A 23,632-nucleotide genomic window follows, 5' to 3' on the forward strand; every position below is an offset into this window, starting at 1 on the left:
GAAATCACACCAGCGGCAGATGCTCCGACGTGCCACCCAATTGCCTGGCAACCAATCGCCCGAGGCGTCGAACTCCTTCCTCGATACGTGCCGGTTCGACAGTGACGAAGGAAAGCCTGAGTGTATTGGCCTGGGGCGCCGTGGCATAGAACGGTGCCCCGGGTACGAATGCCACTCGCTCCCGAATCGCTTCGGTCAATAGCTCAGTACTGTCCAATGATTCAGGCAACGTTACCCAGATGAACATCCCCCCTTCAGGCCGGTTCCAATGCACACCCTCGGGCATGTGTTTCTCCAATGCGGCGAGCATGGCCTGGCAGCGTTCAGCGTAGAGCGTGCGAATTTCCGGAATATGCCCTTTCAAAAACCCTTGGCTGACGATCTCGTAGACCACCTGCTGGGTGAAACTCGGGGTATGCAGGTCGGCCGCCTGCTTGATCTGTACCAGCTTGGCGATCAAGGCGTCATCGGCAATGACGTAACCGAGCCGCAGCCCCGGTGCCAGTACCTTGGAAAACGACCCTAGATGAATCACCTGCTTCGGGGCCAGCGAGCGCAAGCTGGCCAATCGCTCTCCTTGGTAGTCGAGGTCACCATAGGGGTCGTCCTCGACGATCGGCAAATCATGCTCACGGGCAATGGCCGCGAGTGCTTCACGCCGAGAAAGCGGCAGCCTTCGCCCGGTTGGATTCTGGAAATTAGGCAGAGCATACAGGAAACGCGCACCCTCGATGACCTCAGGAGTCAGCGTCTCGGGTAGCAGTCCCTGATCATCGCTGGCAACCGATACGTACTCCGGCTCGAACAGCGAGAATGCCTGCAGTGCACCAAGATAGGTCGGTGTTTCCACCAATACACGACTGCCGGGATCGATCAATGCCTTGGCAATCAAATCCAACGCCTGCTGCGATCCGGTGGTCAACAACACTTGGGAAGGCCGTACTTCAGCACCGTCGCGGGAATACTCCGCGGCAATCCACTCGCGCAGCTTGCCAAGCCCTTCGCTCGGACCATATTGCAGTGCGCTTTCCGCGTGTTCTTCCAGTACCTTCCTGGTCGCCACTTGCATTGCCTCTACCGGAAACGTAGCCGCTGACGGCAAGCCTCCAGCGAACGAAATCACGTCCGGTTGCTCGGTCACTTTCAGAATTTCACGGATGGCGGAACTGGTCAGCGCGTTGGCGCGCCGGGAAAACGGCCACTGCATGGAAGCCTCTCATCGGAGCAAGGTAATAAGTAACGTAATAGCGAACTGCCCATCATAGGCCCGTTTACCGCCAGACGCAGCTATCGGAATCATCAAGCCGGCTCAAAACCGGTATCGAACCGCGACTGGAATGACTCCACGGCATTCTCGGCTTCCTCGATAGCCTCGAAACGCGCGACATGGAACAAGGCTTCACCTTCATTGGCGAGCGGCAGGTTGCTCATGCCGATGACGATGCCATCGGCGTTGGCCTTCACCTCCCCTTCGGCATTGCCGAAGGGATCGGCCACCAAGCCCAACACTTCGCCACTCGCTACCCGTGCCCCCAAGCGCACCTTGGGACGCAAGATACCGTCGATCGGCGCCCTAGCCCAGCTCGACCCTTCGGCCACTTCGGCAGGCCTAGGGGTGCGTCGACGCCGATCGGCGGACAGCATGCCAAGTGTACGCATCACGCGCAGTATCCCGCGTACTCCCGGCGCGATCGCCCACTCGTCGAAGCGTAGCGCCTCGCCTGCTTCATAGGTCAGCACCGGAACACCACGCGTTTGAGCGTAATGACGAATGCTGCCCTCGCGCAGCTCAGCATTGAGAATCACCGGTGCGCCAAAGGCCGTAGCCATGGCATTGGTTTCGCTATCGGTGACCAGTTGCGCCCTGATCTGCGGCAGGTTGGTGCGGTGGATGGCCCCGGTATGCAGGTCGATGATATGGGTGGCCTGATCGACAATCTGCTCGCGAAACAGCGCTGCCACCCTCGAGCCCAGTGAACCCGCCTCGCTGCCAGGGAAACAACGATTGAGGTCGCGTCGGTCGGGCAGATAGCGAGTGTGTTGCACGAAACCGAAGACATTGACGATGGGTACGGCGATCAATGTTCCACGCAAGGGCCGGATCGCCTTGGAACGCAACAAGCGGCGCACGATTTCCACGCCGTTGATCTCATCGCCATGGATGGCCCCGCAGACCAACAAAACCGGACCATTCTGGCGCCCATGCACCACTTCTACCGGAATATGCAATGGAGCATGCGTGTATAGCTTGGCGACAGGGACGTCAATCTGAGCACGCGAACCAGGAGATACACGGGTGCCGGCAAGTTCGAATGGAGCACGAGCCATGAAACGAAATCCTGAGAATGAACAGTGTTTCCTTTATACCTTTCCACCACGATAATGACGAGCCTTGCTCAATCACTGCTCCCTCTATGGAGAGGTCGCTTAATTATACAGTCGCGAATGTAAGTATCCTGGTTTTGCGGTAGAATGGCTAAAACGAAAGGCGACTCGAGGTCTTTGTACCCATGGCCAGAAAAACCAAGGCGGAAGCCGCTGCGACTCGTGAAGCCCTGCTGGATGCCGCCGAGGAAGTCTTCTACGAAAAGGGCGTGGCGCGCACCTCCTTGGAACAGATCGCACGTCACGCCGGCATGACCCGTGGCGCCGTGTACTGGCACTTCAAGAACAAAGCCGACCTGTTCACGGCCTTGCTGGAACGGGTACGCATGCCCTTCCAGGAATTGGTCGAGGAGATCAACGACCCGACCCTTACCGACTCTCCCTTGGAGGCCATCCGACTGACGTGTCACAAGGCCCTGGCCAGGCTGGAGCAACCTCACTACCGACGCATCCACTCCATTGTATTGCATCGCTGTGAATTCTTCAGCGATATCAACCCCCTGGAAATGCAGGACCAATTGGCACGTGAATGCGACGAAGAGCTGCGCGAGCACTTCCAGCTGGCTCATGAGCACAACCTGCTCAAACCCGGCCTGTCTCCGGAAATTGCCGCCCGGTTGCTGCAATCGACTCTGGGCGGCCTGGTACATGACTGGCATCGCAATCCCGAGAGCTTTTCCATCAGCAAGGACGGTCGCGAATTGATCGACGCCCTATTCGATCTGATGCGGCGGTGAGCCCCAGATTCGAAGATTCCAGCTTTTGCTGCAATGCAATAAAAACACGCTACACTCAAGCCAATGCAGACAAGAGAGTGATGACCATGGATGACCTGGAACTCGTCCGCGTTCGCGAATTGGAAGTGGCCGTGCGTGTCTGGCACCCGAACGCTCCTCGTACCCTTGTCGCCTGGCATGGTCTGGCGCGTCATGGTGGGGACTTCGCCGCTCTGGCCCGAGAACTGGGGCCAAGCTGGCGAATCCTGGCCCCTGACACTCCTGGCCGCGGGCTCTCGAGCTGGTCGCTGTTTCCTGCCCATGATTATCTATACAGCCACTACGTGACGGTGGCGGTGGCGATTCTCGATCACTTCGATCTGGAGCAGGTGGCTTGGCTAGGTACTTCGATGGGAGGGCTGTTGGGCATGCTGCTGGCCTCCCACGAAGAGCACCATTCTCGCATCGAGCGCCTGATTCTCAATGACGTGGGGCCAGAACTGGAGCAGGAGGGATTGATCGGGCTGAGTAGCTATTTTACGGCTCCCCACCGATTCTCCACCTTCAGCGAGCTAGCGCGAGAACTCGAGCGACACTATGTGGGCTTCGGCATCGACAACGAGGCAGCTTGGCGAGAACTGGCCCTGAACAGTGCACGCCGCCTCCCCGACGGCAGTTGGACCTTCCACTACGATCCGCGCATTGCCGAGCAGTTCATTCATGACAGGCCCCGCGATATGTGGGCCGACTGGCGAGCCATCATCTGTCCGACGATGGTCATTCGTGGCGCGGACTCCACGTTGCTCAGTACCGAGGTTGTCCAACGTATGCACGAAGATCAGCCAGGTCTGATCAGCATCGAGGTGCCAGGATGCGGCCACGCTCCCATGCTCGACCGACCAAGCCAGGTCGAACCGATACGTGCCTTTCTCACCAAACTCCGCGCCGTTCCCATCCCCGTCAGCCGCGAAGATGCGCCATTCTGGATTCGCGGTTGGTACTGGTTGCGCCGGCTGCTGACGCCCTCTTCCTGACATCCTCTGTCAATTTCAATGGGCCGTATGTCCCTTATGACGCTGCAGCATGCGCAGCTTGCGAAGCCGGGTTCGTGCATCCATGAACTTGGCCTTGGGCACGGCCCGATAGGCTTCTTCGTCAGCCAGATACTTGACCAGCACCCAACGCTCCCCTGGTCCGGGGACGGCACCACGCTTGGCATGCAAGACCACATCGACATCGGGATCCTCTTCCAGGGTGGCATGATACAGATTGCCCTCCTGCTCCGTGGCCCGGACGATCACCGTCTGCCCCAACAGCGAACACTGGCAGGCGGAACGATGACGGTGCAAGCTGGGCTGCAGCTTATAGCACAGTGAGACGCTAAGCGGTGCGGCCAACGCCAGAGAGCCCCACAGCACTACCAAGCCCAGCGGCAATCGCAACATTCCCAAAGGCAGAAAGCGTAATACCAGCAGTTCCACGGCCGCCGCCACGAGTGTTCCCAACCCCAGCAGTACCGTCAGCGCCACCGATACCGGCACACCAGCGAAGCCAAGCGATACCATGGCACTGGCAAGATGGTCATCGCGCAGGCTGTCGTGCTCAAGAAACTCGATCGGTGCCAACCCAATGGCTACCAGCAACCAGTAGATGACCATCAGGCCCAACAAGACCATGAAAATAACGACAGGAAAGCTCAATGCGGTCTGGATCAGCACTTCCATAACAGGCCCTCCCCACAGTTCACCAGGCGTCGGGCCGACGTACTGCACAGCATATCAAGCGTTGACGGCAGCGGGTCGATACCGGCGATAAGCCTCTTGCACCTTTCCAGTGTAGTAGGTCTTGCTCATGCACCTCCAGAAAGCCTCCACAAGAAAAAGGCCGCTCCCGATACCGGAAGCGGCCTAGCGCACGGCTTGTCGAGGCGTCAGGTAGAAACCTCCTGAGTCGTCTTGCCGCGTTTCTCAGCCAACCACTGCTGGACATGCGCGATCATGGCGTAGAAAGACGGCACGAAGAAGCTGGCCAGCACCGCCACCGACGCCATGCCCATGGCCACCGTTGTGCCGATGTGGTGACTACTGGTGTCACTGGCTCCTGTCGCCAACGCCAGTGGCAAGGTACCGAAGATGAACGCCAGCGAGGTCATGACAATCGGCCGGAAACGTAGTTCCGACGCGATCACGGCGGCTTCGCGGATTGACTTGCCCATCTCACGACGCTGCAGTTCGGCGAACTCGACGATCAGGATGGCGTTCTTGGCCGCCAACCCTACCACCACCAACATACCGACCTCGACATAGACACTGGAGTCCAGACCTCGCAGCACGACACCACCGATCGCACCGAGGAAGGCAAACGGCACTGCCGTCACCACCGCCAACGGCAAGGACCAGCTCTCGTACTGGGCGGCCAGGATCAGGAAGATCATGACGATACCGAACACGATAGCGATGGTGGCCGCGTTACCCGTACTCACCTCTTGATAGGAAGTGCCGGTCCAGCCCATACCCCAGCCGGAGCCCAGGGTTTCGTTGACCACTTCCTCCATGGCGGCAATTGCCTGACCCGAGCTGTAGCCAGGCGCCGCTCCGCCTTGGAACTGGGCAGCCGTATAGACATTGAAGCGTGTCATGACCGCCGGTACCGCCTGACGCTCCAAGGTGACGAATTCCGACAAGGGAATACGTTCACCATCGCTACCACGAACGAAGATCCCATTCAGATCCTCCGGCGTCTGGCGGAATTCCTCGTCGTTCTGCAGGTAGACCTGGAAGTTGCGGCTACGATACGTGAAGTAGTTGACGAAACCAGTACCCAAGGTATTCGACAAGGTCGTATTCAGATCGTCCAACGACACACCGTAACTGAGCGCCTTCTCTCGGTCGATGTTGGCACGATACGACGGCACATTGGCACTGAAGGTGGTGAAGACCTGACTCAGCTCAGGGCGCTGGTTGGCCGCCTGCATGACCTTGAAGGCGGCCTGCTGCAGCTCCTGCGGCGTGGCACCGGCATACGACTGCAAGAAACCGGTAAAACCGCCAGTCGTAGACAGCCCGATGATCGGCGGCATATTGAAGGCCATTGCCGACCCCCCGTCGATCATGGCACCGGCCTGCATGACCTTGCCGATCAATTGCTGGACCGTGAGGTCGCGCTCATCCCACGGCACCATGCTGATGAATATCACGCCACGCGCGGTATTGACCGAACTGGTCAACATGTCGTAGCCCGCTACCGCTGTGGAATAAGCCACGCCTGGGGTCTGCTCGATCTCGTGACTGAGTTTCTCCATGTAGGCTTCGGTACGCGCCAGCGAAGCCGCGTCAGGTAACGAGATGCTGGCAATCACGATCCCCTGATCGGTTTCCGGCACCAGGGTCGAGGGCGTGTTCTCATACATCCAGTAGGAAGCACCAAGAGTGGCCGCCGTCAGGAGCAAGGTCAGCCCCCAATACCTGACCATTACACGCACCACCCATAGATAAAAGCTCGTCACCCCGGCAAAGCCACGATCGAACAGGCGCAGTGGCGTATTCAAGGCACGCAGCAATTTCGAATCGGTAATCTGCCGTTTGTGCTTGACGAACAACGCACACATCGCCGGCGTGAAGGTCAGGGCAACCACTGCCGAGATCGCCACCGATACCGCGATGGTCAAGGCGAATTGCTGATAGACCTGCCCGGTAAAGCCACCCAGGAACGCCACGGGGACGAAGACAGCCGCCATGATGAAGGACGTGGCGATGATGGGGCCGCCAACCTCCTTCATGGCCTGCATCGCGGCCTGGAGTATCGGGATTTCGTCGTCTTCCTCCATAAGACGCTCGATGTTCTCCACTACCAGTATCGCATCGTCCACCACGATGCCGATGGCCAGTATCATGGCGAACAGGGTCAGCAGATTGATCGAAAAGCCGAATAGATAGAGGCCGGCAAAGGTTCCCACTACCGAGACCGGTACCACCGACATGGCGATCAGCGTCGTGCGCCAGTTCTGCAAGAACACGAAAACGATCACCGCAACGATCAGGAACGCCTCGATGAAGGTATGGGTGACGGTCTCCACCGATGCACCAATGAACAGCGTGGTGTCATAGGGCACCACATAGTCCAGGCCTGCCGGGAAGCGCTCCGACAGCCGTTCCATGGTCTCCTTGACCTCTTCGGCAGTGGCCAACGCATTGGCACCCGGCTGCTGGTTGATGAGAATCGGCGCCATGGAACTGCCGTTGAGGCGCGCCTCGACCCCATAGCTCGATGCCCCCAGTTCAACACGTGAGACATCATCCAAACGCAATGTCGAGCCATCGGGGTTGGTACGCAGAATGATGTTGCGGAACTCTTCCGCACTCGTCAGGCGCCCGGGAGCCGTAACGGTATAGCTATAGGCCCGCGGGTTGCTGTTCGGCACCTGGGCCAGACCGCCCGCCGGTATCTCAGTGTTCTGCGAACGTATCGTATTGGCCACTTCGGCGGGCGTCAGGTCGTATTGCGCCAACTTGTCCGGATTGAGCCAGATACGCATGGCAAATTCGCCACCGCCCAACACCTGTGCATTGCCCACACCCGGAACTTGGCGTAGCTCGTCGAGAATGTTGAGCGTGGCATAGTTCTGCATGTAGATGTTGTCGTACTCACCGGTGGGCGAGATCAATGCGGCAAACATCAGAATGCTGCTGGAGCTCAACTCGACCGTCACCCCTTGAGCCTGCACGGCCTCCGGCAACGTCGACAATGTCTGCTGTACCCGGTTGTTGACGTTGATGGTATTGGTATCGCCATCGGAATCGATGCTGAAGGCGATCTCCATGTTCATCGTGCCGTTGTCCGAACTGGTCGAGGTCATGTACAGCATGTTCTCAACCCCGTTGATCGCCTCGGCCAGAGGGGCAGCCACCGTTTGCGATACCGTTTCGGCGTCGGCGCCTGGATAGGTGGCCTCCACCGTGACTGTCGGTGGCACCACCTCCGGATATTGCTCGATAGGCAGGATACGCATCGCCATCAAGCCAACCAGCACGACAATGATCGAAATGACGGTGGCGAATACCGGCCGCTTGATAAAGAAATTGGAAATAACCATTGATCAGGCCCCGTTTGCCTCGTCGGTTTGCCGGTTCCCTTCGGCTCCGGCCTGGGTCGCCTGTGGTGACGTCCCGTTCTCGGCAACCTTCTCCGCTTCGCCATCGAAAGGCTGCGGATCGATGACCCTGCCCGGCTCGAGACCCGCCGGATCACTGACCACCACACGATCACCGGGCTCGATCCCAGAAGCGATGATCAGCCAAGGACCAGCAGTTTCCGCCGGTTCCACATTACGGGCACGCACCTTGTTTTCTTCATCGAGCACGAAGACTTGGGGGCCCATCAAACCTTCGGTCACCGCGATCTCCGGCACTGCCAGCACATCGAAACGCTGAAGCCCCGTGAGCCTCACGCGCACGAACTGACCAGGCAGGAAGAGACCGTCCGGGTTATCGAAGGTAGCACTGGCTTCCACGGTACTGGTGCTCTCACTGACTCGCGCTCCCAGAAAATCGAGTCTTCCCTGAAGTGTCTCGGGCTGACTGCTGTTGGAGGCGGGAAACACCAATTGAGCAGCGATCTCACTGTTGCCTTGCTCACGTTGACGGCGGAGTTCCAAGGCATCCGCCTGAGGCAATTGGAAACGTACCTCGAGCGGATCCAGTGGCGTGATGGTAGCAAGCTCCGTGCCGGCATCGACCAGATTGCCGACATTGACTTCACTGAGACCGATCATGCCCCCCACCGGCGCCTCGACATTGGTGTAGTCAAGATCGATCCGAGCACTGTCGAGCGCTGCCTGAGCCTGGGCCACATTAGCACGTGCAACTCCCAAGTCGGCTTGGGCCTGATCGTATTGCTGCCGGCTGATGGAGTTCTGCCCTAGCAGCCGCTCGTACCGGCTGGCATCTCGCTGGGCCCGGTTCAACTCGGCCTCGGCACTCTGCAGATCGGCCTCGCGCTGACGTACCGTCGCTCGATACAACGGAGGCTCGATGGTATAGAGACTTTCCCCCTCCTCTACCAGGTCGCCGGGCTCGAAGAGTCGCTCCTCGAGAGTGCCTCTAACGCGCGCTACCACCGTGACTTCATTGTCGCTACGCAGCATGGACGGATAGGACTTGTCGAGCGAGATATTCCGTGGCGCCATCTCCATCACCTGAGCCGGTGTGGGCGGCGGCGCCTGCTGCTCGGACGAAGACGCCTGCTGCTCATTGCCGCAACCTGCCAGCAACAAGCCGAGTCCCAGCAACGCCGACATCAACCGAATTCGCTCATGTTTCATGATTAGCATCTATCTCAGTCCCTGTGGATCGCATGGAGCAGCGATGACGCCCCAAGCTTGACTATCTCCTTGCCGACTCAGCCGAATAGCCGTTGCGGACAAGACATAACGCATCGGACACTGCCGTCAGCGACTAGGCGGCTCACCGATGTCCATGGCATCGCCATAGGCATCTCCCGCCCCATTGAGCTCCAGAAAAACCTGTTCATCGGCCTTCAACTGCGTATTCAGGACACGAATGACCTCGGCATCGAGCGTCCCGGCCTGCTGGCGCAACGCCAACCGGTCCAAGACGAAGTCATAGCGTGCTTCGGCTAGCGCGGAGACAGCATCGTAGAAGTTTTGCTCGGCATTCAGCACATCGACGATATTGCGCGTACCGACCTCGTAGCCGGAACGCGTCGCTTCCAAGGCACTGCGAGTGGACACGACCGCCTGACGCCGAGCCTCGACGGTGGCAACATCATTCTGCACACGCGTGAAAAGCGATCGCACCTGCTGGATCGTGTCACGGCGCTGAGCCTCGGCATCGTACTGGCTGGCCTCCAGGTCATAGGTGTTCTGACGAATCTGACTGCTGGTGGTGCCGCCGGTGTAGAGTGGCATGCTGGCTCGCACCCCCACTTGACTGGACGAGTCGTAGCCACTGAGAGTCTCGCTGTCGCTATCCCCATAATCGTAGCTGGCGAAGGCCTCCAGCACCGGCAAACGTGCCGCACGCGCCACTTCAACGGCACTGCGCGACACCTCGACCCCCGCTTGCGCCCCCTTGAGCACAGGACTATTGGCCAACGCCAGTTCCACCCAGGCATCACGTTCGACTGGCGCAGGCACTTCGACCGGCATGTCTTCGGATAGGCTCTCGATGCTGTCGTAACGCTGTCCGGTCAACCTTTCCAGCGCTTCGAAACTGACCTGCAAATCGCTCTGCGCGGCAATTCTATCGGCTCTAGCCTGGTCGAAACTGGCCACGGCCTCCTCGACATCGGTGATGGCAACCAAACCGACTTCGAATTGTTCGCGGACCTGTTCAAGCTGACGCTCAATGGCACGTTCTTGGGCTTCACGCGCCGCCAGAATGTCGTTGGCGCGCAGAATCTCGAAATAAGCGTTAGCCACATCGGATAGCAGTTGCTGCTCACTGGCCGCCAGACTGAAAGCTTCCTGGTCGATTTCCCGCTCGGCCTGCGTCACCTCTCGACTGCTGACAGCGTCGTACAATGACTGAGTAGCCTCCAGGCCAATGCTGGCACTGTTGTAGACATCGTCCTCCTCAAAGAGGGAACTCAGCCCTTCCAGGCCACCTGGAGCTGAGCCGCCCAGCCCCTCCAAAGATGAAGACGACGATTGGGAGTCGTAGGTGCGATTGTGCGCCGCCTGGGCCGAAGCACTGATCTGCGGCAACAGGCTGCCACGGACGACATCCCGGCCAGCCTGTGTGCTCGACAGACGCGCTCGCGCTGCCGCGAGATCGGCATCGTTTTCCAGCGCATCGCGGGTAATGGTCAGTAAATCCGCAGCCTGCGCCTGACCGGCCAGCAACATGGTCATCAAGAGCGGTAGAACGGCGCGGCGCCTCGCCAGGGTCCGAGCCCTGCCGTTGGAGAAGGAGTCGTGCTTGTATGACATCGGAATTCCTTGCAGGAGAAGGTGATTCGTCATCGCGAGAACGTGACGATTATAGCTACATTCATGTATGTATACTACCTTTGCACAGTCACATTCCCTTTTCTTTGCATAGCCTTGCCTTTTTCCGATCACAGGAAAAAGAGCGAAATGGGCCAGCATGGGCACCCAAGGCTAATTCCTCAACCTAGATTAAGGTCAAGATACCCTGTCTTTTGTGACAGCTACCTGCACTCTTGCAGATCGATGTGCCATTTGTGTCGCCATGAGGACATAGGCTTGCACCCAGTAGTTCGGAGGTACCGTTTCTCCGGATACTTTGTTGGCACTACGTTGCAGGGCAACGACATCGTTATCCCGCAGGGCGTCGCTGACACTCATGTTCCGAGAGTAGCTCATGCATCTCAGGGATGAGGATTGTCGTCGTTGCAGTGTTATGGGGGAGCCTATAAAGCTTGGTAAGCCTCTAACCTCGATACCGTGCTTTCGACCCCACTGTGGTAGGCACCACCGAACAGCAACAGGTGGTTGAGTAGCGGATACAACTGGAATAGCGCCTGCCGTCGCGGCCAGTCGTCTGGGCGAGGGCCGTTCCAGTAGGCGTCGAAGAACGTCTCGGACGGAGAACCGAACAGGGTCAACATGGCCAGATCGACCTCAGGGTAGTGACGATAGACGGCTGGGTCGATGATCGCGGGACCACGTGCCGTGTGCAATACATTGCCCCCCCACAGGTCGCCATGCACCAGGCTCGCCGGGACATCCGGCAACCAGTCGTCCAACGAGGTAGCCACCGCCTCGAGACGCCCCCGCAAGCGGGAATCTATCAATCCACGCTGGTAACACGCCGCCGTCATGGGCAACAGGCGTCGCTCACGCTGAAAAGCGCGCCCATCGGCAAGTGAGGTATTAGGCTGCGGCGTACGCCCACAGGCATTGTCGCGATACCAGCCATGAGTCTCAGCCGTCACAGCATGCAGTTCGCGCAGCCCCTCACCCAGCACCTCGTCGTTCCCGGTAGTTGCCAGCCCGCTATCGAGGGCTTCCATTACCAACCAGCCATCCGCTTCACCTAGCACTTCCGGTACTACCAGGCGAGTGCCGGCATCGCGCAGCGCTCGCAAGCCATCGGCCTCACCAGCAAGGCGCTCCGCCGTATCACACTTGACCACTACCATGCCCTGGTCGGTATCGAGTCGATAAACAGCAGCGATATCGCCACCGGACAACGGTCGCGGCTCCCCTTGTGGCGTCAGCCCCAGTGTCGATAGTAGTTCCTGCAGATGACGCTCCATCTCCGACCTCCTCCCACTTCTTATTGCACGTACAGAAGCCATACTGACACGATAGATCCCTATCACTATGGCAAAATTTCAGGATTCGCATATAGGAGTGCCCCATGTACAAGCTGGCCTTCTTCGTCCCCCTAAAGAATGCCGAAAGCGTCAAGGAAGCCATCTTCGCCACAGGTGCGGGACGTATCGGCGACTACGAGGCCTGTTGCTTCCAGACCCCTGGTACTGGGCAGTTCCGTCCGCTCGACGGTGCCACTCCACATATCGGTAAGATCGGCGACCTGGAGCGCGTCGAGGAGCTCAAAGTGGAATTGGTATGCGAGGACTCACTGATTCGCGACGCTGTCGCGGCTCTGAAGGCCGCCCACCCTTACGAGGAACCCGCCTACGACGTGTGGCGTCTGGATGATATTTGAACAGAAGTCCCATCGCAGCGAAGCTGCGTTCCCACCCGGACCGCGATAGCTCCAACCTTCGTGGAAGTTCAATTCACTGCGCGATGCCACCAGCGGGTTGCTGGAGCTAGCCTGCAATGCGCTGTAGGGTACGTGACCTAGCCGGCTCGAGCGTGGCAATCTGGAGCTCTTGCCGCCATTCATCAACGAGTGTAGAGGAGACACGCGATGCCTATCGCCATGATCACCGGTGCCACATCCGGATTTGGACGCGCCAGCGCCCGCCGCTTCACTGCCGCCGGCTGGTCGCTGATCCTGACCGGGCGCCGCACGGAGCGGCTCGAAGCCTTGAAGCAGGAGCTCGGCAAACAAGTGGACGTGCTGATCATCACGCTGGACGTGCGCGATGCGGAGGCGGTAACCGACGCCATCGCCAGCCTGCCGAGCGATTTTCGCCCTCTCAAGTGTCTAGTCAACAACGCCGGTCTGGCACTGGCCCCCGAACCGGCACAAAAGGTCAATCTCAAGGATTGGCACACCATGATCGACACCAACGTCACCGGTCTGGTCAACGTCACTCACGCTGCCCTGCCGCTACTTATCGACACCGGCGTTGGCGCCAGTATCATCAATCTGGGCTCGGTAGCCGGACATTGGCCCTATCCTGGCGGCCACGTGTACGGTGCGACCAAAGCCTTCGTCGAGCAGTTCAGCTACAACCTGCGCTGCGACCTGCAAGGGACCGGCGTACGTGTCACCGATGTCGCCCCAGGCCTGGCAGAAACCGAGTTCACCCTGGTGCGCACCAAAGGCGATCAGGCTGCTTCCGACAAGCTGTATCGCGGCACCACACCGCTACAAGCAGAAGACATCGCCGAGCAGATCTTTTATATCGCCACCCTGCCCGACCATATCAACATCAACCGGCTGGAAATCATGCCGACGCGTCAGACGTGGTCTGCGTTCAATATCGACAGGGATTAATCAGGAAGCGCTGAATAAATCGACGAGCAGCTCAAGCATAAGGCGCCCGGAGCGCAGCAACCGGAGCATATGGGGTATATGTGAGGCTTGCGAGCACCGCGTAACGCAGTGATTGAGCTGCACAGGCATTTATTGAGTGCTTCCTCAGGCGCTGCCGAAATAACGTTCCCTATCTTCCGGCGTAATGTCACTGATATGCAGCGGGAAAGCACCTTCATCGCGGTCAGCGTAGAAGTGGTGCAGGGTACGCTCGATGGTGGGAAAAGCCAGCTCGTCCCAGGGAATCTCATGTTCCTCGAACAACGCCACTTCGAGACTTTCCGGGCCGGCATCGAAGCTGCCCTCGAGATCGGCCAGGAAGATCATGTAGACCTGGTTGATGTGAGGCAAGTTGATCAGGGTATAAAGCCCATGGATCGACACTTCGGCGCAAGCTTCTTCGAGCGTCTCTCGGGCCGCGGCTTCCAAGGTAGTCTCGGCGTTCTCCATGAAACCGGCCGGCAGCGTCCAATAGCCCTTGCGCGGTGCAATAGCGCGCCGACACAGTAGGATCTTGCTACCCTTCACCGGTAGCGTGCCGGCGACGATGCGCGGATTCTGGTAGTGGATGGTGCCGCAGGCCTCGCATATATAACGCGGACGGTCGTCGCCATCGGGAATCGCGAAGTGGACGCTATGCCCACAGTGACTACAGAAATTCATGGGACTCCTTACATGGCCTGGCCGGCACACCTGGGAACATCGACTCTTGACGCTCTTTAAAGGGCTGGGTACAAGAGATGAAACCCAGTGGATCTCCCATGTTAGAGAATCTTCGCGAGCGCCTGCAAGCGCACACCCCTCGCCGACTCGTTACCGAGTTGCCCCAGGCAGCGGTTTTGATGCCGATCGTCGCACGGTCCGAGCCCACGCTACTGTTCACCCGGCGTGCCGATCACCTCAAGCAGCACAGCGGGCAGGTCGCTTTTCCCGGAGGAAAACGCGAACCAGGAGACATCGACTTGCTGGCCACCGCACTACGCGAGGCCGAAGAGGAGATCGCCTTACCTTCTAGAGAAGTCGAACTGCTCGGCCAGCTCGGCGACCTGATCTCGTTACACGGAATCGCGGTCACCCCCTATGTGGGGCTGATACCCCCTGACTTGCCACTACGTCCTGATCCTGGTGAGATCAATGCGATCTTCGAGGTTCCGCTGCATCACTTTCTTGACGACCGTCGTAGCCATACCGATGTCATCCCGATGGATGATCGCGCCCTTTATGTCCCCAGCTATCGTGCAGGCAAGCATGTGATCTGGGGACTTTCGGCGATGATGCTGGTGGAGTTGCTTGCCGAAGGCTTCGGCTGCCGAATCAGCCTCGACCACGCCCCCACAGCAGGCTGGCTATGCTACTTTCCGCCTCGTAGAACGACAGCCAGTGCATTTCCGTCTTCGACCCGAACCGACTGAATCACTATGCAACCTCTCAATCACGTGCTCGACCATGAACTTGTACTCCGCGACAAGCTGGCTCAGTTGGTCGACGCCTTGGTGGCGCACGGCTGGTTCGTCGGCGAAAACTTCGTCGATGCTGGACTTTGCCAAGCACTGTATGTCGAGCTGATGACGCTAGCCGAGCACGATGCACTGAACGCCGCCGGTATCGGGCGCGGCAAGCAGCACAGCCTGCGGCGCGATATCCGTGGCGACGCCATCCATTGGCTGGACCGCAAAACCTTGGCCCAGCGCCAGTATCTCACCGCCATGGGCACACTGCAGCGCGAACTCAACCACGCGCTCTACCTCGGACTGTTCGAATTCGAGGCCCACTTCGCCCACTACCCGCCCGGCGCCTTCTACAAGAAGCACGTCGATAGCTTTCAGGGGCGCGCCAATCGTGTGGTTTCCACAGTGCTCTACCTCAACCCCGACTGGCCGATGGATGGTGGCGGCGAAATGGCACTGTTCGATGCCGACCAACCCAAGTGCGAAGTGGCACGCATTCTTCCACGCGCCGGCACCTTCGCCTGCTTCTTCTCCGAAAGCGTGCCTCACGAAGTGCTGCCTACCCGATTGCCGCGCGCCAGCATCGCCGGCTGGTTCCGTCGCAATGCCTCGCTGGGTGGACTGATCGACCCAGCTAGATAAGTTCCGCTTGATCCTCATGCGATATAGCTGAATTACACCTTTGCCGGCATGTGCCACATCCTGATGCGCGACACCCAGGTCGAGAATCTGGAGAACGTAAGCAACCAGAAGATCCGCATCATCCCCATCACTGCCATGCATACCTGGTGGCGCGCCGAAGACACTCCACCGCAGTGGTTCGGTGCGTCACGACCGCGGCAGCACCTCAGCCAAGGCCACCAGGCAGGCGTCGACCTCGTCGGCACTATTGTAGTGCGCCAGCGAGACGCGGGTGACCGCTTTCAGCCCGAGCGGGCGCAGGATGTTGCCGGAGAAGACGTCGTCGCTTCGCGCGTGGACGCGTATGCCCCGCGCACCGAGTTCGGCGACGACATGTTTGGCCTCGACCCCCTCGACGGCGAACGACACCACTCCCTCGCGGTACGGTGAATCCGCCGGCCCAATCAGATGCAGCCCGGGATAGTCGCACAACCCCGGCAGGTCCGCGTCGCCGTGCAGCAACCGATGCACCAGGGCACGCTCGTGGGCTTGCATTGCCCGACCAGCGGCAACCAGACAGGCGCGGCGTGACGACTCCTCGGTGAAGTGTCCGCCCAGCCAGGTGAGGTAATCGATCACCGCACTGAAGCCGGCAAAGGCCGAGGGGTCACGGCTGCCCAATTCCCAGGCATCGGCGGGCTTGCCCAACAGCCGGTCGTGGTCAACGACACTCAGGCGATCAGAAACCCAAGCGTAACCGTTATTGAGGCGGCAAAATGCTTTATAAGGAGAAATGACATAGGCATCGACATCATAGTCGTCGACGGCCAGAGCCCCGTGTGGTGCATGCTGGATGCCGTCGACGATGATCACGCACTCGGGGGCCACGGCGCGGATGGTTCGTACGATCTCGGTGATGTCCATGCTCATGCCGGTTATCGGGCTGGTATGCAGGATGGTTGTGATACGGGTGTCCGGACGCACGCAGTCGGCGTAATGTGCTGCTGTCACCTGACCAGTCTCAACATCGAAGGGAACCTCGATCCAGTCGCGCCCGGTGCGCTGCGCCCACTGGGCGGTAGCATCATAGGTCGCGGGGTGCTCTACCGAGCTTGCGACGATACTGCCGCCCTCCTCGGCGGAAAGCGCCGCTGCACGGATCACACGAAATAGACACTCTGTGCCAGTCTCACCACCAAAGATGATGCCGCTGCTAGCACCCATGAAGCTGGCCAGATCATTTCGGCCGGCAGAAACGATCTGCGACATCGCGTGGGAGGCGGGATTGTCGCGGTGCTCATTATCGGGAATGCCGGCGACTTCGGCGCTGCGCTCAACTACCGACTTGAGTGTCAATGAACCGCCTGCGTTCTCGAAGAATACTCGCTTGCCAGTGAAGGGGCAGGAATCAACGTGCAGGAAGGACTCCCGTACCTGGCACAGTAGTTCTTGGGGCAAGAAAATACCCTCTGCAGGGATGGCCTGGGGGGTGGACATAATATGGGCCGAAGTCGTCGTCATGATTGATATCTCCATCGATCAGGCACAGGAATGCCTGACCTTCCTAGAAAACGCAGTGGGAATCAGTGCTGGACGCTGCTATGGCGTCGACGCCACTGGTTCCAGAGCGGATATGCGAGTGCCAACACCACCAGCAAGCAAAGCGTTAGTGACAGTGGCCGAGTGAAGAAGGTGGTCAGGTCCCAGTGAGAGATCTGCATCGAGCGGCGGAAGTTGACCTCGAGGATGGGCCCAAGGATCAGGGCAATAACCAAGGGCGCGGCAGGGTAACGCCAGCGCTCCATGAAAAAGCCCACCACGCCGAAGGCCACCGCCAGCCAGACGTCGAAGACCTCGTTGCGCAGCGCATAGGTACCGATCACGCTGAACACTAGGATCATCGGCCCCAGCACCGCACCCGGTACCTTGGTCACCACCACCAGGTAACGACACAGCCACAGTCCCAGCACTGCAAACAGGATGTTGGCCAGAAAGAGGGACAGGATTAGGGTGTAGGTCGTCTCGGCATGTTGGGTGAACAGGCTCGGCCCCGGAATCATGCCGTGGATGGTCAAGCCACCGACAAACACCGCCGTGACCGCATTGCCGGGAATGCCCAGCGTCAAAGTAGGGATCAGCGTGCCGCCGGTCACGGCGTTGTTGGCCGACTCCGAGGCCGCCACCCCTTCCAGTTCTCCCTTGCCGAAGCGTTCGGGCGTCGGGGAATGACGACGCGCCTCGCTGTAGGAGATAAAGGAGGCAATGCTGGTACCGGCCCCGGGCAGAATGCCCACTACCGAACCGATGACCGAGGAGCGCAGCAGGGTACGCAAGCTGCGCCGGATGTCGTGCCACAGCGGCAGGCGGCGCCCCTTGAGCTGCTGCCCCTTGCCCGCCAGCACGCCACCGCCTTCGGGCACGCAGAGGTTGAAGGCCTGGGAAACTGAAAACAGCCCGATCAGCACCGGCAGCAGCGGCACTCCCTCGAACAACTCGCTGTGGCCGAAGGTGAAGCGCTGCATGCCGGTGAAGGTGTCCAATCCCACACAGGCCAGTACCAGTCCCACCGCAGCCGAGAGTACGCCCTTGAGAGGACGGTCCGACGCCACGCCGACGATGGTTACCAGCCCGAAGATCGCCAGCACGGTGTACTCCTGGGGGCCGAAGGCCAGCGCGACCGTCGACAGCGGCGGAGCGATGGCGATCAGCACGACCACGCTGAACAGCCCGCCGAACAGCGAGGCGAGGGTCGCCATGCCCAGCGCCTCGCCGCCTCGCCCGGCCGCGGCCAACGGATAGCCGTCGAGCGCAGTGGCGATGGAGGCATCCGTGCCCGGGGTGCGCAACAGGATCGCTGTCACCGACCCGCCATAGACCGAGCTGACGTAAACCGCCCCGAGCAGCATAAGCGCCAGGTCCGGCGGCATGTTGAAGGTGATGGGGATACACAGCGCCACGCCCATCGTCGAGGAGAGCCCCGGCAGCGAGCCGATCGTCATGCCGGCCAGTGTGCCGAGAAACAGCGTAAGCAGGGCCATCGGCGTCAGCACATTGCCGAGGGCAGGAAGCAACACATCCATAGGAAGCCTCTTGAGGGAGGTCGCAGGCCGCCGTTAGGCCACCAGCCAGCCGGCAGGCAGTGGCACGGACAGCAGGTACACGAAGACCACGTAGATCACGGCAGAGAACACCACGGCAATTGCCAGGGCCGCCGGCCATCGCAAGTGGCCCAGCCAGCGAAGGCTGGCCAGCAGGAACAGCGGCAGCGCGACGAAAGCACCGGCGGTCACCATCAGTCCCAGCAGCCCCAACACGCACAGGCACCAGAGGAGGAAACGCGGCCAGGGCAACGAAGGTGGCAGATCGTCGGGGGCGCGACCGCGCAGGGTACCCAGAGCGATCCCTGCGCTGGCCAGTAACCCCAGCGTGCCGGTGATCACGGGGAAGACCCCCGCGTCGCCAGGCATGCCCAGGCCCGTGACCACCGCAGCCGCACAGAGCGCTCCCACCAGCACGGCTACGCAACGATCGATAGTGTCGAGAGTCATGGAATTATCTCTCCAAGCGTCGGATCACTGCTCGACCCAGGGATCTTTTTCCCAGAGCGCCTTCAACCGATCATGGCTGTCGTGGATGAATTCGACGTACTCCTCCCCGTAGATGGGGTTGACCGGCATGTTGAGCTGCTCCATCTCGGCGCGGAATTCCGGGTTGTCGACGACATCGCGGGTAACGGCCAAAAGGGTGTCATAGACCTCCTGGGGCACGTCCGCCGGCACGGCGAATCCGCGCGATGCGGCGGACTGGACGTCATAGCCCTGTTCCTTCCCGGTGGGGACGTCGGCGATGGCCTCGACCCGCTCGTCGGCCCATACCGCCAGCCCACGCGCCTTACCTTCCTGGATCTGGGCCGCCGCTTCCGACATGTTGCCCTCGAAGGCGGTAATGTGGCCGCCCAGCAGCGCGGCGGTCGCCTCGGCATTGCCGTTGTAGGACACGAAACTCAGGCCGATGTCCGCTTCCTCGGCGAAGTTGAGCGCGGCGAGGTGGTCGTCACCCCCAACGCCCTCGTGGGAGATGATCACCGATTCCGGATCGTCTTTTACCGCTGCGACCAAGTCATCCAGGGACTGGTAGGGGCTGTCGGCAACAACCGCCAACACGCCCGGGTCGGTGATCACGTTGGCCAGCGGGCGGATCTCATCGAGGGAGTAGCCGACGGTATCCTCGCGGGTGAAAGGGTAAACCTCCACTGCGGGTGAGTTGATCAGGCCAATGGTGTAGCCGTCGGGGTCAGCGTTGGCCAGGTGAACCCAGCCCAGTTCGCCACCGGCGCCAGGCCGGTTGACCACCACCACCCGCTGGCCGAGTTCCTCCTCGGCGTACTTGGCGAAAATCCGCGCCATGGTATCGGTGCTGCCCCCAGCACCGAATGCGACGATCATTTGAATCGGCTTGTTGGGGTAGTCCGCTGCCAGGGTTGCCGTACTCAGACCACCTGTCAGAATCGTCGCCATCGCTCCCAGCACCACCTTTCGCGCCAGCCTGGATTGAGTCTTCATCGCCTTATTCCTTGTTACTGTTGTGGTTTCAGAACCATGCAGGTCGCTCGCCAGGAGCCGCCTCCTAGCCTGACGCTGCAGAGAACCCTGCCCAATACTTAAAAACATTCCACACTTTCAAAAAAGCGAATTAATTGCATATATTAAGAGTCGAAAATTTCATTATTCGGCGATGCCATGTTGACCCTCAAGCAGCTCGAAACTTTCGTCCAAGTGGTCGAGCTCGGTACGTTCGAGCGCGCCTCGCAGCGCCTCAACGCGACGCAGTCCACCGTCTCCAAGCGCATCTCCGAGCTGGAGCAGGCCAGTGGCCTGCGCCTCTTCGACCGCTCGCGCCGCAACGCGCGTCTGACCGAAGAGGGCGAACGAATGCTGGAGCTGGCCTACGCGACGCTCGATGGTGCGAAGCGGATCCTCGAGCTCAACGAGCAACCCGAGCGCGTGCTGCATCGTGTGCGTATCGGCTTCACCGATCTGGCCGCCCTTACCTGGCTACCGGGCTTTCTGCGGGATTACACCATCGAACGGCCCGATATCCGGCTGGACATCACCATCGACATGAGCCGTACCCTGTACCAGCAGTTTCAGGATGGTGAGTTGGACCTGGTGGTGATACCACAGGTCCCCGAGGCCTTCGCCCAGCCGGGTGTGGAAACCCGGCTGCTGGAGGAGGTGGAGATGGCCTTCATGGCCAGAGAGGGCCTGGTGGACGGCCCCCGCCCCATCCCCATAGGGGCGCTCGAACGCTACACCCTGATCAGCCAGGGCAAGCGCTCCGGGTTCGCGCAGGATATCAATCGCTGGCTTTCCCACCAGGGCATGGCCGCCGCCAACCTGACTGCCGATAACCTGCTGGCACTCGTTGGTCTGGTGGCGGCGGGACGTGGCATCAGCGTATTGCCAAAACTCTGTGTCCAGCGTTTCGCCCGCGAGCAGGGGCTGGAGATCCTCAAGACCATCCCCCGTCTGCCCACGATCGGTTACTACGCCCTGTACCATGGCGGGGTGCGTATCCGGCTGCTTGAAGAGCTCGCCCACCGCCTCGTCAACGCAGCCGACTTCACCCGCCCCTTCTTCTTCTCCGAGAAGAGCTCTGCTCGTAGCTGACAAGGCACTTGCATCGACCCCACCTCACCGCCCGAGACTCTATCGAATGGGTATTGAAGCAACTGGAGCTGGGGCACCGGTGGTAATGGAGCATGGCGGAGTTGTCGGTGCAGCGCGTTGTTATGGGGTTAAGCATCCTTACGCATGACTGGCCGATCCTTCTTCCGGCGAGCCACTTCCCTAAAGCCGGCGTCTTCAAAAGCTTTCGCAAATCCGACAAGCGAGGTGGTGGAATCGAGGCGCCTGCCTCCCGGTTCGACAGGATACCCCTCAATTACCTTGTAACCCTGCTTCTTTGCGAAACGAGAAACTTCATGGAGAAACGCGAGCTGAATATTCTTTCCTCGGGCTGAGCGATCTACGAAGAAACAATTCACCGATAACACTCGCTGATCGTCTACCGGCTTGGTAACCAGTGACTTGTTCAGGCGTGGATACCATTCACGCGGCCCACACCCACACCAAGCGACGGGGCGCTCCTCCTCATAAGCGAGGATGCCCGGCACGTCTCCGGAATCCACGCAAGTTTTCATTGCGCGGCGATTACCCTCGCCTTGTTGCTTCTTCCAGTCGGCAAATGACAGGCGCCAGTGCATGCACCAGCAACCCTTGCAACCATCGTAGGTGCCCAGTAGCACATCGAAATCGCGCCAAGTAGTCTTGGTTAGCGGTTTGAACGACAGGGCCATTGGTACCTCCTTATTCTATTCTCATAACAGAAATTAGACTGTCCGTTCTGTTATCGGCTTATCGCGCCGCCAGCGCGCTCTCAAAGCTAAAGCCGAAGGAGCCAAGCTGCAGCGCCCCCGGTCGGGCTATGCAACAGCGGGTCCCTGAAAATCACTTCACTGAGTAGCCTCCGTCGACAACCAAATTGTGTCCGGTAACATAGCTTGAGGCATCACTGGCCAAGAAGATGGCTGTATTGGCAAACTCCTCTACACGCCCTCGACGCTCTAACGGTGTGGTGGCTCTAATATCATCATCTAGATCACCGTCACCTGCGGCGACGTCTGCCCCGTCCTCGGGAACGTGTTCAGTCCAGCCAGGATTGATCGTATTGACTCTAATACCGTCCTTCCCCCACTCAACGGCAAGATTACGAGCCATCATATCAACACCACCTTTTGCTGTAGCCACACCGATCAAGCCGGTATAGCCGACAGAACTGGAATTGGCAGAGATCATGATGATCGACCCACGTCTCTGTTTGGCCATTGGCTTATAAGCCGCCTGGCTCAAATAAAAACAACCCGACATTTCGGTATCGATGACTCGGCACCAGTCCGAAGGTGTCATATCTGCCGCAGGCCCCTGGATATTGGTGGCTGCATTACACACCAGGATATCCAGTTGCCCAAACTCTTCCTCTGCTTTCGCCACCAGTGCGGTACAGGACGTAGGATCCGAGATATCAACGGACGCACGTAAAGCTGTTCCACCTGAATTTTCAATTGCCGTAGCGGTATCGGATAGATGTTCAGGATTCCTGGAGCCCAGAAGGACTTTAGCTCCAGCAGAAGCCAGTCCAAGAGCGATCGCTTTACCAAGCCCGCGACCTGAGCCAGTGACGATAGCGACCTTTCCGTCCAAGCTGAATGCCTCAAGTAGCATATTCTCCTCCTCGTTAGGTGGGTTGTTCCATCCACGAGGAAATGCTAAACCCTGACAGCACTGTCAAAGTCAACACGTCAATCGAGAGTGGGGAAGTCATGAAGATTGGAGAGCTGTCACAACGTCTGGGTATTAGCGAACGTATGCTGCGTTACTACGAGCAAGAAGGTCTCCTGAAACCCGCTAGAACAGAATCGGGCTATCGCGACTACGATGAAAACGCGATGTTGGTGGCCAAGCGTATTGGCATGCTCAGCGCTGCTGGTCTGAAGCTGGAATCCATTCGTACTCTACTGCCATGCATATTGGATGATCAGCCGATCTTTGATCCTTGCCTGGAAGTTAGGGCAGCACTTCACAAGGAAGTTGAGAATCTGGATCGAAAACTACGCGACTTGAAGGAAAGCCGAAAAATAATAGCGGGATACCTTAGGAGTCTGGATCAGCACCCTCCAGCGGCCTGAGTCGCATAACTCTGACCATCTCCTGGTTAGGGTTAGGTGAACAAGGCTGCCCAGCAT

22 protein-coding genes are annotated in these 23,632 nt (G+C 59.4%); 8 read left to right on the forward strand and 14 right to left on the reverse strand.

What is annotated here, in order from left to right; genetic code table 11:
* Positions 1 to 4: 4 nt before the first annotated feature.
* Positions 5 to 1,207 carry an aminotransferase-like domain-containing protein gene (locus L861_RS07985; protein ID WP_016416546.1) on the reverse strand — a complete coding sequence of 401 codons (1,203 nt, stop codon included), beginning with the start codon at positions 1,205 to 1,207 and terminating at the stop codon, positions 5 to 7.
* A gap of 92 nt (positions 1,208 to 1,299) precedes the next feature.
* Positions 1,300 to 2,328 carry a succinylglutamate desuccinylase/aspartoacylase family protein gene (locus L861_RS07990; RefSeq protein WP_016416547.1) on the reverse strand — a complete coding sequence of 343 codons (1,029 nt, stop codon included), beginning with the start codon at positions 2,326 to 2,328 and terminating at the stop codon, positions 1,300 to 1,302.
* 182 nt (positions 2,329 to 2,510) lie between these two features.
* On the opposite strand from L861_RS07990, the gene L861_RS07995 reads away from it, so the two are divergent.
* Positions 2,511 to 3,122 carry a TetR family transcriptional regulator gene (locus tag L861_RS07995; protein WP_016416548.1) on the forward strand — a complete coding sequence of 204 codons (612 nt, stop codon included), beginning with the start codon at positions 2,511 to 2,513 and terminating at the stop codon, positions 3,120 to 3,122.
* Between the two features lie 86 nt (positions 3,123 to 3,208).
* Positions 3,209 to 4,135 (forward strand): alpha/beta fold hydrolase, encoded by a 927-nt coding sequence (locus L861_RS08000; protein ID WP_027947540.1) that lies wholly within the window; start codon positions 3,209 to 3,211, stop codon positions 4,133 to 4,135.
* A gap of 15 nt (positions 4,136 to 4,150) precedes the next feature.
* Here the strand turns inward: L861_RS08000 and L861_RS08005 are convergent, their stop codons facing one another.
* The 5 genes from L861_RS08005 to L861_RS08025 form a co-directional block, all read right to left on the reverse strand.
* A complete protein-coding gene (locus tag L861_RS08005) occupies positions 4,151 to 4,825 on the reverse strand; it encodes a hypothetical protein (RefSeq protein ID WP_016416550.1) in 675 nt (224 codons plus the stop codon).
* 206 nt (positions 4,826 to 5,031) lie between these two features.
* Positions 5,032 to 8,193 carry an efflux RND transporter permease subunit gene (locus tag L861_RS08010; protein WP_016416551.1) on the reverse strand — a complete coding sequence of 1,054 codons (3,162 nt, stop codon included), beginning with the start codon at positions 8,191 to 8,193 and terminating at the stop codon, positions 5,032 to 5,034.
* Positions 8,194 to 8,196: 3 nt separating this feature from the next.
* Positions 8,197 to 9,420, reverse strand: a complete 1,224-nt coding sequence (locus L861_RS08015; protein WP_035568197.1) for an efflux RND transporter periplasmic adaptor subunit — start codon at positions 9,418 to 9,420, stop codon at positions 8,197 to 8,199.
* 126 nt (positions 9,421 to 9,546) lie between these two features.
* A complete protein-coding gene (locus L861_RS08020) occupies positions 9,547 to 11,049 on the reverse strand; it encodes a TolC family outer membrane protein (RefSeq protein WP_016416553.1) in 1,503 nt (500 codons plus the stop codon).
* A 443-nt stretch (positions 11,050 to 11,492) separates the two neighbouring features.
* Positions 11,493 to 12,341, reverse strand: a complete 849-nt coding sequence (locus tag L861_RS08025; RefSeq protein ID WP_016416554.1) for a fructosamine kinase family protein — start codon at positions 12,339 to 12,341, stop codon at positions 11,493 to 11,495.
* Positions 12,342 to 12,445: 104 nt separating this feature from the next.
* On the opposite strand from L861_RS08025, the gene L861_RS08030 reads away from it, so the two are divergent.
* Both L861_RS08030 and L861_RS08035 read left to right on the forward strand, forming a co-directional pair.
* Positions 12,446 to 12,757 (forward strand): YqfO family protein, encoded by a 312-nt coding sequence (locus L861_RS08030; protein WP_016416555.1) that lies wholly within the window; start codon positions 12,446 to 12,448, stop codon positions 12,755 to 12,757.
* Positions 12,758 to 12,964: 207 nt separating this feature from the next.
* Positions 12,965 to 13,720 (forward strand): SDR family NAD(P)-dependent oxidoreductase, encoded by a 756-nt coding sequence (locus L861_RS08035; RefSeq protein WP_016416556.1) that lies wholly within the window; start codon positions 12,965 to 12,967, stop codon positions 13,718 to 13,720.
* 144 nt (positions 13,721 to 13,864) lie between these two features.
* On the opposite strand, the gene L861_RS08040 is transcribed toward L861_RS08035, so the two are convergent.
* Entirely contained in the window at positions 13,865 to 14,422 is a 558-nt protein-coding gene (locus L861_RS08040) for an NUDIX hydrolase (protein WP_016416557.1), read from the reverse strand.
* A 98-nt stretch (positions 14,423 to 14,520) separates the two neighbouring features.
* Between L861_RS08040 and L861_RS08045 the strand changes: the two genes are divergently transcribed.
* A complete protein-coding gene (locus L861_RS08045) occupies positions 14,521 to 15,171 on the forward strand; it encodes a CoA pyrophosphatase (protein ID WP_016416558.1) in 651 nt (216 codons plus the stop codon).
* A gap of 6 nt (positions 15,172 to 15,177) precedes the next feature.
* Positions 15,178 to 15,849 (forward strand): 2OG-Fe(II) oxygenase, encoded by a 672-nt coding sequence (locus L861_RS08050; RefSeq protein WP_016416559.1) that lies wholly within the window; start codon positions 15,178 to 15,180, stop codon positions 15,847 to 15,849.
* 186 nt (positions 15,850 to 16,035) lie between these two features.
* Here the strand turns inward: L861_RS08050 and L861_RS08055 are convergent, their stop codons facing one another.
* The 4 genes from L861_RS08055 to L861_RS08070 all read right to left on the reverse strand — a co-directional run bounded on the left by L861_RS08055 (position 16,036) and on the right by L861_RS08070 (position 20,390).
* Positions 16,036 to 17,349, reverse strand: a complete 1,314-nt coding sequence (locus tag L861_RS08055) for an aminotransferase class V-fold PLP-dependent enzyme (protein WP_016416561.1) — start codon at positions 17,347 to 17,349, stop codon at positions 16,036 to 16,038.
* Between the two features lie 62 nt (positions 17,350 to 17,411).
* Positions 17,412 to 18,908 carry a tripartite tricarboxylate transporter permease gene (locus L861_RS08060; RefSeq protein WP_016416562.1) on the reverse strand — a complete coding sequence of 499 codons (1,497 nt, stop codon included), beginning with the start codon at positions 18,906 to 18,908 and terminating at the stop codon, positions 17,412 to 17,414.
* A 33-nt stretch (positions 18,909 to 18,941) separates the two neighbouring features.
* Positions 18,942 to 19,376: a tripartite tricarboxylate transporter TctB family protein gene (locus L861_RS08065; RefSeq protein WP_016416563.1), complete on the reverse strand. Its 435-nt coding sequence runs from the start codon at positions 19,374 to 19,376 to the stop codon at positions 18,942 to 18,944.
* A 24-nt stretch (positions 19,377 to 19,400) separates the two neighbouring features.
* Positions 19,401 to 20,390 (reverse strand): Bug family tripartite tricarboxylate transporter substrate binding protein, encoded by a 990-nt coding sequence (locus L861_RS08070; protein WP_016416564.1) that lies wholly within the window; start codon positions 20,388 to 20,390, stop codon positions 19,401 to 19,403.
* Positions 20,391 to 20,567: 177 nt separating this feature from the next.
* Between L861_RS08070 and L861_RS08075 the strand changes: the two genes are divergently transcribed.
* Positions 20,568 to 21,497: a LysR family transcriptional regulator gene (locus tag L861_RS08075; protein ID WP_016416565.1), complete on the forward strand. Its 930-nt coding sequence runs from the start codon at positions 20,568 to 20,570 to the stop codon at positions 21,495 to 21,497.
* Positions 21,498 to 21,625: 128 nt separating this feature from the next.
* On the opposite strand, the gene L861_RS08080 is transcribed toward L861_RS08075, so the two are convergent.
* Positions 21,626 to 22,186 carry a GNAT family N-acetyltransferase gene (locus L861_RS08080; RefSeq protein WP_016416566.1) on the reverse strand — a complete coding sequence of 187 codons (561 nt, stop codon included), beginning with the start codon at positions 22,184 to 22,186 and terminating at the stop codon, positions 21,626 to 21,628.
* Positions 22,187 to 22,337: 151 nt separating this feature from the next.
* On the reverse strand, positions 22,338 to 23,111 hold the full coding sequence (locus L861_RS08085; protein ID WP_016416567.1) for an SDR family NAD(P)-dependent oxidoreductase: 774 nt from the start codon (positions 23,109 to 23,111) through the stop codon (positions 22,338 to 22,340).
* A gap of 98 nt (positions 23,112 to 23,209) precedes the next feature.
* Between L861_RS08085 and L861_RS08090 the strand changes: the two genes are divergently transcribed.
* A complete protein-coding gene (locus L861_RS08090; RefSeq protein WP_027947535.1) occupies positions 23,210 to 23,575 on the forward strand; it encodes a MerR family transcriptional regulator in 366 nt (121 codons plus the stop codon).
* Positions 23,576 to 23,632 lie beyond the last annotated feature (57 nt).

The sequence above is a fragment of the Litchfieldella anticariensis FP35 = DSM 16096 genome (genome assembly GCF_000409775.1).
GTDB lineage: Bacteria > Pseudomonadota > Gammaproteobacteria > Pseudomonadales > Halomonadaceae > Litchfieldella > Litchfieldella anticariensis.